Here is a 14,645-nt window from a genome sequence, read left to right as displayed (position 1 = left end):
TCCATCCGCAGCACGCCCGGCAACATGAACAGCTATGCCAGAGACACTGGATCACGACGTGAGGCGATGCGCAGCGCACGCGATCTCTCTTATGCGCATTCCGCCCAGACCCGGCCCGGACGGGCGATGATCCGGGTGATGGAGAATGCCACCGGGCGGCTACAGCTGATCAAACGTGCCGAAGGCTATGAGGCGGATGTCGCCGCCGGGCAGAGCTTCTGGACTGTCATGCGCGACCGCTACGGGCTGCAGCTGGAGCTGTTGGGAGGTACGCTTGCCAATATCCCGAAGGATCAGCCGGTGGTGGTGATCGCCAATCATCCCTACGGTATTCTGGATGGCCTGATGCTGGGGCATATCCTGTCCGAGGCGCGGGGCGATTTCCGCATTCTGGCGCATCAGGTGTTTCGCAAGGCCGACGATCTGTCCCGCGTTATCCTGCCGATTGATTTTGCCGAAACCAAGGCGGCACTGAAGACCAATCTGGAGACCCGCAAGACCGCGCTGGACTATCTGGGGCAGGGCGGCGCGATCGGCATCTTCCCGGGCGGCACGGTGTCCACCGCCGCGCGGCCCTTTCTGCGGCCGATGGTGCCGCCGATGGATCCGGTCTGGCGTGGCTTTACTGCGCGGATGATCGCCAAATCCCGCGCGGTTGTGGTGCCGATCTACTTCGACGGGCATACCTCCCGGCTGTTCCAGATCGCCAGCCATGTCCACCCGACTCTGCGTATGGGCCTGTTGATCAAGGAGTTTCGCAAACGGGTGGATACGCCGGTCCGGGTCGCCATCGGCAGCCCGATCGGGCGCGAGATCCTCGATCCGCTGGCAGGTGACGCAAAAGCAATGATGGATTTCCTGCGCAAAGCCACGTATGAGCTGTCTCCGAAACCACTCAAATCCTATGACTATGGGTATGAGTTTGAGGAGAAACACCGCGCCTGAGCGGTGAGCGAGAGAGACAGATGGCTGTAGGTATCTTTGATTCCGGCCTTGGCGGGCTGACGGTTCTGAATGCCGCGCAGGAGCGGCTGCCGGATGTGGACTTCCTCTACTACGCGGACAGCGCCCATGCGCCCTATGGCGTGCGCGATGCCGAAGACATTTACCAGCTGACCAAGGCCGCAGTTGAAGACATGTGGTCCAAGGGCTGCGATCTGGTCATTCTGGCCTGCAACACCGCCTCGGCGGCGGCGCTGCGCCGGATGCAGGAAGGCGGGCTGCCCGAGGGCAAGCGCGTGCTGGGTGTGTTTGTCCCTCTCATCGAAGCGCTGACTGAGCGGCAGTGGGGCGACAATTCGCCGCCGCGCGAAGTTGCGGTGAAACATGTCGCGCTGTTTGCAACGCCCGCCACCGTCTCCAGCCGCGCGTTCCAGCGTGAACTGGCGTTCCGCGCCATCGGCGTCGATGTCGAGGCGCAGGCCTGCGGCGGTGTTGTGGATGCCATCGAAGACGGCGACATGATCCTTGCAGAGGCGCTGGTGCGCAGCCATGTCGATGCGCTGAAGCGCAAGATGCCACAGCCGCAGGCGGCGATCCTTGGCTGCACCCATTACCCGCTGATGGAAGATATCTTTCAGGCGGCTTTGGGCGACGGGGTTCAGGTGTTCAGCCAGGGCAAACTGGTGGCCGAGAGCCTTGCCGACTATCTGGAGCGTCATCCCCATATGATGGGCGCGGGGCAGGGCGGGTTCTACACCACCGGTGTGCCGAGCCGCGTCAGCGATCGCGCCACGCAGTTCTTGCGACGAGAGATGATCTTTCAGGCGGCCTGAGCCGCGCCGGTGAGCGGATTTCGGCGATTGTTTGATCTGCCGCAACTCTGGTCACCACCGTCTTTGCTATCACTGCCGCAATCTCGACGCGGCATCTCGTTCTTCCCTCGTTTCAAAGAGGTCCATGATGACCCATAAAGTAGCTATTCTGGGCGCCTCCGGTTACACCGGCGCTGAACTGGTGCGGCTGATTGATCAGCACCCCATGATCGAAATTGCCGCCCTCTCTGCCGACCGTAAGGCAGGCATGACCATGGCCGAGGTGTTCCCGCATCTGCGCCATATGGATCTGCCGGTGCTCTGCAAGATTGACGAAATCGACTTTGCGGGCATCGACCTGTGTTTCTGCGCGCTGCCGCATAAGACCAGCCAGGACGTGATTGCCGCCCTGCCGCAGGATCTGAAGATCGTGGATCTGTCGGCGGATTTCCGGCTGCGCGATCCTGCGGAATATGAAAAATGGTACGGCAACCCCCATGCCGCGCTGGCGCAGCAGAAAGAGGCGGTCTATGGCCTGACCGAATTCTACCGCGAGGAAATCAGATCCGCGCGGCTGGTGGCCGGCACCGGCTGTAATGCGGCCACGGGCCAGTTTGCGCTGCGCCCGCTGATCGCGGCCGGGGTGATTGATCTCGATGACATCATTCTGGACCTGAAGTGCGCCGTTTCCGGCGCTGGCCGCAGCCTGAAGGAAAACCTGCTGCACGCCGAGTTGAGCGAAGGGTACCACGGCTATGCCATCGGTGGCACGCACCGCCATCTGGGCGAGTTTGACCAGGAGTTTTCCAAGATCGCAGGCCGCCCGGTCAAGGTGCAGTTCACCCCGCATCTGGTGCCGGCCAACCGCGGCATTCTTGCCACCGTCTATGTCAAAGGGAACGCGCAGACGATCCATCAGACCTTTACCAGCGCTTATGCGGATGAGCCCTTCATCGAGCTGCTGCCCTTTGGTGAGGCGCCCTCCACGCGGCATATCCGTGGCTCCAACTTCTGCCACATCGGGGTCGCCGCAGACCGGATCGAAGGCCGCGCCATCATCGTTGCGGCACTTGATAACCTGACAAAAGGTAGCAGCGGGCAAGCCTTGCAGAACGCCAACCTGATGTTAGGTGAAGAGGAGACCACGGGGCTGATGATGGCGCCGCTGTTCCCCTGATACCCGATTGTCTGGCGCCCTCCGGCGCCGGACCGCACCCAAGAGGCCCCGATGAAGTCACTGAAGAAACAACGCCGTATCCAGATCATCGCGCTCACAACTGTGGCGCTGGTGGTGGCGACGGCGTTGATTGGCTACGCCATGCGCGACGGCATCAATTTCTTCCGCTCGCCCAGCCAGGTGATTGCGGCGCCACCGGAGGCAAGCGAGGTCTTTCGCATCGGCGGGCTGGTCGAGGAGGGCAGCATCGTGCGTGGTCAGGGCGAGACCCTGAGCTTTGTGGTGACGGATGGCGGCGCCTCGGTCCCGGTCACCTATACCGGTGTGCTGCCGGATCTGTTCTCTGAGAACCAGGGTATGGTCGGCACCGGTCGCTACATCAATGGCGTGTTTGAAGCTTCTGAAATCCTTGCCAAACATGATGAGACCTATATGCCGAAAGAGGTCATGGACGCGCTAAAGGAACAAGGCGTGTATCAGGCCCCGGAGAGCTGATCCTCCAGTTTTCTTGACACCCGATCACGCGCTCGGATCGGGTGTTGCGATCCGAGCGCGCGCCGAGGTCCGGGTGCGCTCATTTTTCATTGTCATGCTGGTGTCCCGAACCAATCAAAGGGACTGACCCATGCAGGACATCAAAGCCATCGCTCAGGAAATCATTGCCCGCGAAGGCGGCTATGTGGACGACCCGGATGATCCCGGCGGCGCCACCAAACACGGTGTGACCCTCGGCACGCTCCAGCGCCTCGGCATGGATCTGACCGGCGATGGGGACATCGACAAGGCGGATGTTGCGGCTGTCAGCGAGGCGCAGGCGGTGGATCTCTACATCCGGCATTACTTCGACCGGCCCCGGATCGCGGCGCTGCCGGAGGTGCTTCAGCCCTCGGTCTTTGACATGTATGTAAATGCCGGCGCCAATGCGGTGCGGATTTTGCAGCGCCTGCTGGTGCAGATGGGCTATGAGCTGGCCGTGGATGGGCGGATCGGCCCGCAGACCGCCACGGCGGCCCGCGCGGCGGCCAAGATCGGCCGCGTTGCGCTGCGGGACGCCTATGGCGTGGCCCGGCGGAACTATTACTTTCGCATTGCCGACCGGCGTCCGGCCAGCCGCAAATATGCCCGAACCCGCAAGGGCGGCAAGGGTGGCTGGATTCTGCGGGCCGAGAGCTTCATCTCGCCGCAATATCACCTCAGCCCGGCAGAATTTCAGGCACGGGTGGCGACATGGGGCTGATTGCGGATGTGCTGCGGGGCCTGTTCGGCCGGGAGCGGAATGTCGTTGTCGAAACGCTGGAGGTGTTTCGCGAGAACGCCGAAGCCGGTGCGGAGCGGGATCAGGCGCGCCGCGCGGATGCGCTGGCCCAGCTGGCGGCGGAATTTGCCCGTGGCGGCGGCAGCGCGCCCAGAGGCTGGTTCGACCGCTGGATGGACGGGCTGAACCGGCTGCCGCGGCCCTTGCTGGCGCTGTCGACGCTGGCGCTGCTCGGCTCGGCGATGGTGGATCCCGTGTGGTTTGCGGCCCGAATGCAGGGGCTGGCGCTGGTCCCGGAGCCGCTGTGGTGGTTGCTGGGCGTGATCGTCTCCTTCTATTTCGGGGCACGCCAGCAGCTCAAGAGCCAGGGGTTCCAGCGCGAGATCGCCGAAAGCCTCGCGCAGGTTCCGGCGGTCGCGGCGAATGTCGCCCGGATCGACGCGCTGCGCCGCGCCGACCCTCAGGCCCCGGCATCGGCAAACTCACCGGTGCTGCATGGTGATGTCGACGCAAGTGATTATGATCTCGTTGAAAATCCAGCGCTGGAGGACTGGATGGCCCTCTCCCGAGCAGCCAGGTGACAGGGGTGGTGTACGCGATGCCTGTGCCCTCAGAACAGCGCACACTGCGGCGTGAGGACGCGCCGATTGCGATTGGCGGCCTTGCCGGATCGCCCTATAGATAGGCTATGATTACAGAACTCGGTCACTTCGCCCTCATCCTTGCCTTTGTGATTGCCACCGTGCAGATGGTGGTGCCCTTGGTTGGCGCCCATTTCCGCTGGCCCGGCTGGATGTCGGTGGCCGAGCCTGCGGCGCAGGCGCAGTTCTTCTTTACCGCCTTTTCCTTTGGGGCGTTGATGTGGGCCTTTATCACGTCAGATTTCTCGCTGCGGCTGGTGGCGCTGAACAGCCATTCCGCCAAGCCGATGCTTTACAAAATCTCCGGCACCTGGGGCAATCACGAAGGGTCGATGCTGCTCTGGGTGCTGATTGTCAGCCTGTTTGGCGCCGTAGCCTCGGTCTTTGGCAATGGCCTGCCGCCAACGCTGAAGGCCCGGGTGCTGTCAGTACAGGCGGCGATTGGCGTGGCGTTCTTTGCCTTCATCCTGTTTACCTCAAACCCGTTCCTGCGCCTTGCGGTGCCGCCGTTTGACGGGCAGGGGCTGAACCCCTTGTTGCAGGACCCCGGTCTCGCCTTTCATCCGCCGTTCCTCTACCTCGGCTATGTCGGCCTGAGCATGGCGTTTTCCTTTGCCTTGGCGGCGCTGATCGAGGGGCGGATTGACGCCGCGTGGGGGCGCTGGGTCAGGCCCTGGACCTTGGCGGCCTGGATCTTTCTCACCATCGGTATCGCGCTGGGGTCCTGGTGGGCCTATTACGAGCTGGGCTGGGGCGGCTTCTGGTTCTGGGATCCGGTGGAAAATGCCTCCTTCATGCCCTGGCTGCTGGCGGCAGCGCTGCTGCATTCCGCCATCGTGGTGGAAAAGCGCGAAGCCCTGAAAAGCTGGACCATCCTGCTGGCCATCCTTGCCTTTGGCTTTTCTCTGATTGGCACGTTTATCGTGCGATCCGGCCTGCTGACCTCGGTCCATGCCTTTGCCAGCGACCCGGAGCGCGGGGTGTTCATCCTCTATATTCTGGCGATTTTCACCGGTGGCGCGCTGCTGCTGTTTGCGCTGCGTGCGCAGGCGATGCAGGCCAAGGGGGTCTTTGGCCTCGTCAGCCGCGAGACCGCGCTGGTGGCCAATAACATCCTGCTGGCGGTGAGCTGTTTTGTCGTCTTCTTCGGCACGCTCTGGCCGGTGGTGGCGGAGATGGCCTTTGATCGCAAGCTGAGTGTGGGTCCGCCGTTCTTCAACGCTGCCTTCACCCCCTTCATGGTGGTGCTCGGCGCGATCCTGCCGGTGGGTGCGATGCTGCCGTGGAAACGCGGCCTTCTGGCGCGCACGGCCTGGCGGCTGCGTTTTGTCTTTGCGCTGGCGGTGGCGTTTGGCGTGCTGGCCTGGGCGATGCAGACCGGCCGGTCCGGTCTGGGGCCAATCGGGCTGTTCCTCGGGGTGTGGATCGTGGTTGGCGCCTTTGCTGACCTCTGGCTGCGGGGCAGCGCGACCGGGCGCTGGCAGCGTCTGCTGCGCCTGCCGCGTGCGGATTGGGGCAAGGCGCTGGCCCATGCCGGTCTGGGTGTCACCATCTTTGCCATCGCCGGGCTGACCGCCTGGCAGGACGAAGACATTCGCGTGGCCGAGGTGAACCGGCCCTTCGACGTCGGCGCCTATACGCTGGAGCTGCAGGCCGTGCGCCGGGTGCAGGGGCCGAATTATTTCAGCACCATGGCGGATATCGAAGTGACCCGGGCAGGGCGGTTCGTGGCGCTGCTGAACCCGGAGAAGCGTGAGTATCCGGTGTCGCGGATGCCGACCACCGAGGCGGCGATAGACTACCGGTTCCTGCGCGATCTCTACGTGGTGATCGGCGACCAGCAGGCCAATGGTGGCTGGACGGTACGGACCTATATTAAACCGCTGGCGAACTGGATCTGGGGTGGCTGCCTGTTGATGGCCTTGGGTGGTCTGCTGAGCCTGAGTGACCGTCGTTTCCGCGTTGCGGCAGGGGCGCGCCGCGCCCCGCGTGAAGGAGTGCCCGCCGAATGACACGACTGTTTCTTGCCCGGCTGTTGCTGGCGTTGACGCTGTTGGCTCCGATGGTTGCCACCGGCACCCCGGCGCTGGCGGTTGAACCTGACGAAATTCTTGATGATCCGGTTCTGGAAGGTCGCGCGCGTGAGCTGTCCAAGGACCTGCGCTGTCTGGTCTGCCGCAACGAGAATATCGACGAAAGCAATGCCGATCTGGCTCGTGATCTGCGCCTGCTGGTGCGCGAGCGGCTGGTGGCCGGTGACAGCGACGCCGAGGCGATGGCCTTCATCGTGGAGCGCTACGGCGAATATGTGTTGCTCAGCCCGCGTGCAAACGGTGCCAACTGGCTGCTTTATGCTGCCGGTCCGCTGATGCTGGTGATGGCGCTGCTGCTGGCCGGGGGCTATATCCGCGCCCGCAGCCGCACGCCGGAGGCGGAGGACCCCGGCGCCGACAGCCTTAGCGCGCAGGAACGTGCGCAGCTCGATCGCATCCTGAAAGACTGAGCCACCAAGACGTGCCGCGCGGGGGCGGCGATTGGACCGCCCATACAACCGCAGCGGCACAGCGCCGGCCAGCGCCCCCCCCGCGGGTGGTTTTGCAGTAAGAGGTTACGCGGCGTTTGCCTTTTCCTGCGGGCTTGCATAGGCAAGTCTGCGAAAAACCTTTAACCACGAGGCCCTTTGATGGATTACAAGGAAATTCTGTTCTCGCTGGAAGACGGCTTGGCCGTTGTGACGCTGAACCGACCCGCAAAGATGAACGCGCTGACCGGTCTGACGCGGGCGGAGATCACCCATGCGATGCAGCGCGCGGGCAAAGAGGCCCGTGCGGTGGTCCTGACCGGTTCCGGCGTGTCATTCTGTTCGGGGCAGGACCTGTCCGACGCCGCAAGCCAGGGCAAGCTGGATCTGGAACGGACGCTGCGGGATGAATACACCCCGATGCTGGAGGCGATCTATAACTGCCCGGTGCCCACCATTGCCGCGGTAAACGGCCCGGCTGCGGGTGCGGGTGCCAATCTGGCGCTGGCCGCCGATGTGGTGATCGCCACCGAGAGCGCTTATTTCATGCAGGCCTTTGCCCGTATTGGCCTCATGCCGGATGCCGGCGGCACCTGGTTCATGCCGCGCCAGATGGGCATGGCCAAGGCAATGGGGGCCGCGCTGTTCGCCGATAAGATCTCCGCCAAACAGGCGAGCGACTGGGGCATGATCTGGGAAGCCATTCCCGACGCCGAATTTGACGCCCATTGGCGCGCCCGTGCGGCCTATCTGGCGAATGGCCCGACCCGTGCGTTCGGCGCGATCAAGAGCGCGATCCGCGATGGCTATGGCAACAGCCTGCCGGAACAGCTGTCCGAGGAGGCCCATCTGCAAGGCCAATGCGGCAAGACCCGGGACTTCATGGAAGGGGTCACCGCTTTTATGGAAAAACGCCCCGCGAAGTTCGAAGGCCGCTAAGACGGTGCAATCCGTGATCGGCTGATGCCGTTCCTGAAATGCAAAACCCGCCCCTGATGCGCATCGACTGCGCGGGGGCGGGTTTCTTTTTGCGCCAACGGTCCTGCCGGACCGGGCCGGATCAATTGACCCGGCCCGGCAGATCACCTGGTCAGCTGCTGCGGGCCACCAGGGCGACATGTTCGGCCAGGTTGAAGCTGGCTCCGGCATTGATCAGGCGCACGACCTCCTCGCCGTCTGCAACGAGATAGGCATCGGTGCCGCCGTCCTCATTTGCGCGGGTGATCACCTCCAGCTCCGGCTCGTCTTCGGTTTCGTCGTAGTAATAGACCACCCGGTCATCATCCGCCGTGAAATCGGTAATGGTTGCCTGTTCATCCTCGGTCAGCCAGGCTCCGGTTTCGAAGCTGTCGTTGCCGCTGCCACCGGTCACCGTATCGTTGAGACCAAAGAGCACGGAGTCGTCACCGGCACCGGCATTGATGGTATCGCCAGCAGCGTCCTGATCCGCCGTGTAGTCAAAGTTCAGCAGGGCGTTGACCTCGGCTGCGGAGGTCGGCGTCTCGCGGCCCTGAACGATGTCTTCATAGGCGCCTTCGTCCAGAATGCCTGCGGCGATGATCAGGTCATTGCCCTGACCGCCGACCAGATGATCCGCGCCGCGGGTGTCAATCAGCGTGTCGTCACCGGCATTGCCGCGCATGAAATCATCGCCATTGCCACCGATGAGAGTGTCATCACCATCGCCACCAAAGACGTTGTCATTTGCCGAGCCACCGTCCAGCCGGTCGTCGCCTGCGCCGCCTTCGATCGTATCGGGACCGCCGCGTGCGTCGATATTGTCGTCACCCTCACCGCCAAGCAGGTTTTCGCTGCCGGTGGTGCCGAACAGCAGGTCGGCACCCTCGCTGCCCTCGATCACGGTCGCGTTTTCCTCGTTACCGCTTTCATCTGCGTTGGAGTCATTGCTGTCGGAATCGTCGGAATCGTTGATGATCACACCCGCCAGCAGGCCGACCCCCAACATTGTCATAAGCATTAGCACGGTGCGTCTCCCGTTAAGGTTTAATTAGCAATTGCGATTATGCCTATTGCCGAGGTCAAAATTCGTCAATCGAAACCCTTCGTAGTTGAGTAAAATGCGATGAAAAGGGTTAACCGGGTTTCTGCATTGGAAACATCCCGGACCTAACCTTTTGATTGTTGACCTATCCGAAAGGCGCGGACCTGCAATCTAAAGATGTGTCGCACTGCGGCGCGGGCGCGCGCCTTGGGGGTTGCAAGGTTGGGGCCATGAAAAAGCCCTGCCTCCTAGGAGGCAGGGCTCATATCTGTGATGGTCAGCGAGGTCTGGGCAGACCGGCTGCCGGTCAGCGCTTTTCGATGTCGACGTAATCGCGGGCGGTTTCGCCGAGGTATAGCTGGCGCGGGCGACCGATCTTGTTCTGCGGATCCGCGATCATTTCTTTCCACTGCGAAATCCAGCCGACGGTGCGCGACAGCGCGAAGATCGGGGTGAACATCGAGGTCGGGAAGCCCATCGCCTCAAGGATGATGCCGGAGTAGAAATCGACGTTCGGGAACAGTTTCTTCTCGATGAAATACTCATCGTTGAGCGCAGTGCGCTCCAGTTCCTTGGCGACCTGCAGCAGCGGGTTGTTTTCAACGCCCAGCAGCTCCAGAACCTCATCAGCGGACTGTTTCAGCACCTTGGCGCGCGGATCGGTGTTCTTGTAGACCCGATGGCCAAAGCCCATCAGACGGAACGGATCGTTCTTGTCCTTGGCGCGTTCGATGAATTCGGGGATCCGGTCAACGGAGCCGATTTCCTTCAGCATTTCCAGGCAGGCCTGGTTGGCGCCGCCGTGGGCCGGACCCCAGAGGCAGGCGATGCCCGCAGCGATACAGGCAAAGGGGTTCGCGCCGGACGATGACGCCAGACGCACGGTCGAGGTCGACGCGTTCTGCTCGTGATCGGCGTGCAGAATGAAGATCCGGTCCATCGCGCGGGCGAGGATCGGGTCGACGTGATATTCCTCTGCCGGAACCGAGAAACACATGTGCAGGAAGTTGGCCGCGTAATCCAGATCGTTGCGCGGATACACAAACGGCTGGCCGATGGAATATTTATAGGCCATCGCAGCAATGGTGGGCAGTTTGGCGATCAGGCGGATCGCGGCCACTTCACGCTGCCAGGGGTCATTGATGTCGGTGGAGTCGTGATAGAAAGCCGACATCGCACCCACAACACCCACCAGGGTCGCCATCGGATGCGCGTCGCGGCGGAAGCCACGGAAGAAGTTGTGCATCTGTTCATGCACCATGGTGTGACGGGTCACGCGGGTCTCGAAATCTTCCAGCTGGGCTGCGGTCGGCAGTTCACCATAAAGCAGCAGGTAGCAGACTTCGAGGTGGTGCGATTTGGATGCCAGCTGGTCGATCGGATAGCCGCGGTGCAGCAGCTCACCCTTGCCGCCGTCGATATAGGTGATCGTGCTGTCGCAGCTTGCGGTCGAGGTGAAACCGGGATCATAGGTGAACACACCGGCCTGGCTGTAGAGCTTGCGGATATCAAGAACATCAGGCCCGGTCGTCGGCGAAAAAATGGGAAGCTCGTAAGTTTCGCCATTCAGGCTGAGCTGGGCGGTTTTCTTTGTATCGGTCATAGATGTCCCTTCCTGATACAGGCGCGAAAGCGGGGGAGGCCCCCGCCTTGTGCAGGCAGCACCTGCACGGCAACCGCGCAGGTGAGGTCATAGCTGTACCGGCTTACCCAGCGGTTAACGATGGGGTCAGTCGGCAACGTCGGCGAGTCGGGCCAGTGTTTCGTCCCGGCCCAGAATCAGCATCATATCGAAAACTGAAGGTGTTACCGCACGGCCTGCCAGCGCTGCCCGCAACGGGCCTGCCAGTTTGCCGAACTTGGTATCCCGTGCTTCTGCAAATGTATTCAGAAGCGCCTCCAGATCGTCTCGGGACCAGCTAGCATTTTGCAGCTGCGGCGTCAATTCACTCAGTATACCGTCGGATACAGATGCCAGGGCCTTCGCCGCCTTCTCGTCGAGATCGAGCGGGCGTGAAGCCAGAATAAAATGAGCCTTTTCAAGCAGCTCCGGAAAAGTCTTGGCGCGGTCCTTGAGGCAATACATCGCACGTTCAATATCGTTTGACTGAACGTCATTTAACTGTGGCTTGCCAGCAGCGGCAAGATAGGCCTGCAGCTCATTCCGCAGCGCAGCATCATCGCTGATCGCAATGTGCTGACCACAGAGGTTTTCGAGCTTCTTGGTGTCAAATCGTGCCGGGCTTTTGCCGATACCGTCAAGGTCGAACCAGTCACGGGCCTGCTCATCCGTAAAAAATTCGTCATCGCCATGGCTCCAGCCGAGACGCGCCAGATAGTTGCGCATGCCCGCAGCCGGATAGCCCATCGCCTGGTATTCCTGCGCGCCGAGGGCGCCGTGGCGTTTGGACAGTTTCTTGCCATCAGGGCCATGGATCAGCGGGATATGGGCCCAGACCGGAACATCCCAGCCCATGGCTTCGTAGATCATCATCTGGCGCGCGGCATTGTTGAGGTGGTCATCGCCCCGGATGACATGGGTGACGCCCATATCGTGATCATCCACCACCACGGCCAGCATGTAGACGGGCGTCCCATCCGAGCGCAGCAGGATCATATCGTCAAGCTGCTCGTTCTTGATGGTGACATCGCCCTGAACCTCGTCTCGGATGACGGTGCTGCCCTGCTGCGGCGCCTTGATGCGGATCACATAGGGCGCATCGGGATGGCTGCTGGCATCGGCGTCACGCCACGGCGAGCGATAGAGCGTCGATTTGCCCTCGGCCTTGGCCTGGTCGCGGAAGGCGGCAATTTCGTCCTGCGTTGCAAAGCACTTATAGGCCTTGCCCGCCTCAAGCAGTTCACGCGCAACGGCGGCATGACGTTCGGCGCCTTCGAACTGGCTGACCACCTCGCCATCGTGATCCAGACCCAGCCAGGCCATACCCTGTAGAATGGCGGCGGTCGCCTCGGGGTTGGAGCGCTCGCGGTCGGTGTCCTCGATACGCAGCAGGAATTTGCCGCCGCGCCCACGGGCATAAAGCCAGTTGAACAGCGCGGTGCGCGCACCACCGATATGCAGATAGCCGGTGGGCGAGGGGGCGAAACGGGTGACGACCGGTTTGGACATGGGGGTGATTTACCTTTTGGAAACCATGGAAAGGGTAGTTTTGTCGCCTGTCTACCGAGCCAGAAGGCAAGGAGCAAGCATGCGCGCCCTGGGCATTCTTGACAGTCTGCTGCAATCCCAGCGCGGGGAGCTGTTTCCCTGGGTGCCGGTCCTGTTCGGCACCGGGATCGGGGTTTTCTTTTCTCTGCGGTTTGAACCTGTGGCGGTTCACTATTTCGGCCTGGGCGGCGTTGCGCTGGCTGGGGCGCTGCTGTTGCGACGTGGTGACAGGCAGGACGGGCTGGTGTTTCTGGGCTGGGCGATTGTGACGATCGCGCTTGGCTTTACGGCCGCCGGGATGCGCGCCCATTCGGTTGCCGCCCCGGTGCTGAGCTTTCGCTATTACGGCCCGGTCGAAGGGCGGGTAATCGCGATAGATCGCTCCGCCCGGGACCGGCTGCGCATCACCCTCGATCAGCCTGTGCTGGACCGTCTGGCGGCTGGGGCCACTCCGGCACGGGTGCGGCTGTCACTGCCGGTCGGGGCCGCGCTGCCGGGTATCGGCGACCGGGTCATGACCACCGCACATCTGATGCCGCCGCAGGGACCGGTGGAGCCCCATGGCTTTGATTTTCGCAGGCACGCCTGGTTTCAGCGCCTGGGGGCTGTTGGCTATACGCGGGTGCCGGTTCTGCGCGTTCAGCCGAGCCGGTCTGATCTGCCCGTACAGCAGCTGAGACAGCGGATTTCCGACCGTATCCGTGACCAGATGCCGAAAGCCACAGGTGGCTTTGCCGCGGCCATCACCACCGGGGATCGCTCTGCCATCCCGCAGGTGGAACTGGAGGCGCTTAGAGCCAGCAACCTTGCACATTTGCTGGCAATTTCAGGGCTGCACATGGGGCTTCTGGCGGGCGTCGTCTTTGGCGGCCTGCGGCTGCTGATGGCGCTGGTTCCGGCCTATGCGCAGCGGGTAAACGCCAAGAAATTGGCCGCGGTTGGTGCGCTGCTTGCGGCGAGCGCCTACCTGCTGCTGTCAGGCATGCAGGTGGCCAGTACCCGTGCCTATGTCATGGTTGCGATGATGCTGGGCGCGGTGCTGCTGGATCGGCGCGCCCTGTCGCTGCGGGCTGTGGCGCTTGCGGCACTGGTGATCCTGGCGATCCGCCCGGAAAGCCTGCTTGGCCCCGGGTTTCAGATGAGTTTTGCGGCGACAACGGCGCTGGTGGTCGTCTTCGGCGCGCTGCGGGATCACGTTGCGCCGGGTGGCGCGCGCTGGCTGCGGATGGTGGGTGGGGTGGTGCTGTCGTCCCTGGTTGCGGGCGTTGCCACGGCCCCCTTTGGGGCGGCGCATTTCAATATGCTGTCTCACTACGGGTTGCTGGCCAATGTTCTGGCGGTGCCGGTTATGGGGTTGCTGGTGGTTCCTGCGGCGGTGCTGGCGCTCTGCCTCGCACCGGTCGGGGCATCCGGTGTCGGGTTGGCGCTGATGGACCTCGGCATCCGCTGGATCCTGTCGGTTGCCAATTGGGTGGCCGGACTGGAGGGCGCGCAGGGTGCGGTCCAGATGCCGCCCGCCGTGGTGTTGCCGCTGGTTGCCCTCGGCGCGCTGCTGCTGGCCCTCTGGCGGGGGCGGCTGCGCTGGGTTGGTCTGCCGGTTCTGCTGGCGGCAGCGGGGCTCTGGTACGGACATCCCCGACCCGTGGTCCTGATCGCGCCAAATGGTGGGCTGGTTGGCGTGATGACAGCGCAGGGCCGCGCCTTGTCCCGCGCAAAGGGGCATGGCTATGCGGCCGAGCGATGGGCGGAGAACGACGGCAGCCTGCTAACCCAGGCCGAGCGTGCGCAGCTGTGGCAGCGGATCGCGGTGGCGGCGCCCAGCGTTGCGGGCAAATCGGTGTCGGCGTATCTCGCGATCTCTGATCAGCCGCTGATCCATGTGATTGGCAAGACGGCCGCAGAAGCGCTGAGCGATTGCTCGGCGGACGCGGTGCTGGTCAGCGCGATCCCACTGTCACCGGTGGGGGGCTGCAGGGTGTTTGATGCTGATAGCCTGCGCACCCTTGGCAGTGTGCAACTGCAACCGGACGGGCGCTGGATCTCGGCGAGCGACGTGGTTGGTGACCGACTGTGGAGCCATACTCCACAGCGCGACAGGTGATAATCCTCGACAGCCTCTTTCAAAG

Annotated in this window: 13 protein-coding genes; 10 read left to right on the top strand and 3 right to left on the bottom strand. The window is 62.8% G+C overall.

Annotated features, from left to right (window positions below):
* Window positions 1-24 precede the first annotated feature (24 nt).
* The 9 genes from VWZ85_RS12600 to VWZ85_RS12560 all read left to right on the top strand — a co-directional run bounded on the left by VWZ85_RS12600 (window position 25) and on the right by VWZ85_RS12560 (window position 8,287).
* Complete coding sequence (locus VWZ85_RS12600; protein WP_340546321.1) at window positions 25-945, top strand: lysophospholipid acyltransferase family protein; 921 nt, start codon at window positions 25-27, stop codon at window positions 943-945.
* Window positions 946-965: 20 nt separating this feature from the next.
* Window positions 966-1,775, top strand: coding sequence for a glutamate racemase (locus VWZ85_RS12595; protein ID WP_416540113.1), 810 nt, complete (start codon window positions 966-968; stop codon window positions 1,773-1,775).
* A gap of 127 nt (window positions 1,776-1,902) precedes the next feature.
* Window positions 1,903-2,931: an N-acetyl-gamma-glutamyl-phosphate reductase gene (gene argC, locus VWZ85_RS12590; protein ID WP_416588563.1), complete on the top strand. Its 1,029-nt coding sequence runs from the start codon at window positions 1,903-1,905 to the stop codon at window positions 2,929-2,931.
* A 51-nt stretch (window positions 2,932-2,982) separates the two neighbouring features.
* Window positions 2,983-3,426: a cytochrome c maturation protein CcmE gene (gene ccmE, locus VWZ85_RS12585; RefSeq protein WP_416588561.1), complete on the top strand. Its 444-nt coding sequence runs from the start codon at window positions 2,983-2,985 to the stop codon at window positions 3,424-3,426.
* Between the two features lie 130 nt (window positions 3,427-3,556).
* Complete coding sequence (locus VWZ85_RS12580; RefSeq protein ID WP_340545706.1) at window positions 3,557-4,168, top strand: holin-associated N-acetylmuramidase; 612 nt, start codon at window positions 3,557-3,559, stop codon at window positions 4,166-4,168.
* The gene (locus VWZ85_RS12575; RefSeq protein ID WP_416534861.1) at window positions 4,159-4,767 is read left to right on the top strand and encodes a holin family protein; all 609 of its coding nucleotides are present in this window, start codon (window positions 4,159-4,161) and stop codon (window positions 4,765-4,767) included. Before VWZ85_RS12580 ends, VWZ85_RS12575 begins: the two co-directional genes overlap by 10 nt.
* A gap of 107 nt (window positions 4,768-4,874) precedes the next feature.
* On the top strand, window positions 4,875-6,839 hold the full coding sequence (locus VWZ85_RS12570) for a heme lyase CcmF/NrfE family subunit (RefSeq protein ID WP_416588559.1): 1,965 nt from the start codon (window positions 4,875-4,877) through the stop codon (window positions 6,837-6,839).
* The gene (locus VWZ85_RS12565) at window positions 6,836-7,330 is read left to right on the top strand and encodes a cytochrome c-type biogenesis protein (protein ID WP_416540117.1); all 495 of its coding nucleotides are present in this window, start codon (window positions 6,836-6,838) and stop codon (window positions 7,328-7,330) included. Before VWZ85_RS12570 ends, VWZ85_RS12565 begins: the two co-directional genes overlap by 4 nt.
* Window positions 7,331-7,510: 180 nt before the next feature.
* Window positions 7,511-8,287, top strand: a complete 777-nt coding sequence (locus tag VWZ85_RS12560; protein ID WP_340545702.1) for an enoyl-CoA hydratase-related protein — start codon at window positions 7,511-7,513, stop codon at window positions 8,285-8,287.
* 151 nt (window positions 8,288-8,438) lie between these two features.
* On the opposite strand, the gene VWZ85_RS12555 is transcribed toward VWZ85_RS12560, so the two are convergent.
* From VWZ85_RS12555 to gltX, 3 genes are all read right to left on the bottom strand, one after another.
* Window positions 8,439-9,326, bottom strand: a complete 888-nt coding sequence (locus tag VWZ85_RS12555) for a calcium-binding protein (protein WP_416534864.1) — start codon at window positions 9,324-9,326, stop codon at window positions 8,439-8,441.
* Window positions 9,327-9,657: 331 nt separating this feature from the next.
* The gene (locus VWZ85_RS12550) at window positions 9,658-10,953 is read right to left on the bottom strand and encodes a citrate synthase (RefSeq protein WP_340545700.1); all 1,296 of its coding nucleotides are present in this window, start codon (window positions 10,951-10,953) and stop codon (window positions 9,658-9,660) included.
* Window positions 10,954-11,079: 126 nt separating this feature from the next.
* Entirely contained in the window at window positions 11,080-12,480 is a 1,401-nt protein-coding gene (gltX, locus tag VWZ85_RS12545) for a glutamate--tRNA ligase (RefSeq protein ID WP_416588557.1), read from the bottom strand.
* A gap of 79 nt (window positions 12,481-12,559) precedes the next feature.
* Between gltX and VWZ85_RS12540 the strand changes: the two genes are divergently transcribed.
* Entirely contained in the window at window positions 12,560-14,620 is a 2,061-nt protein-coding gene (locus tag VWZ85_RS12540) for a ComEC/Rec2 family competence protein (protein ID WP_416588555.1), read from the top strand.
* The last annotated feature ends 25 nt before the right edge of the window (window positions 14,621-14,645 follow it).

Origin of the sequence: Phaeobacter sp. JH20_29 (assembly GCF_048056175.1) — a bacterium.
Taxonomy (GTDB): Bacteria; Pseudomonadota; Alphaproteobacteria; order Rhodobacterales; family Rhodobacteraceae; genus Phaeobacter; species Phaeobacter bryozoorum.
The sequence above is the reverse complement of the archived record's forward strand: the minus strand, read 5'-3'. Positions and strand labels throughout refer to the sequence as shown.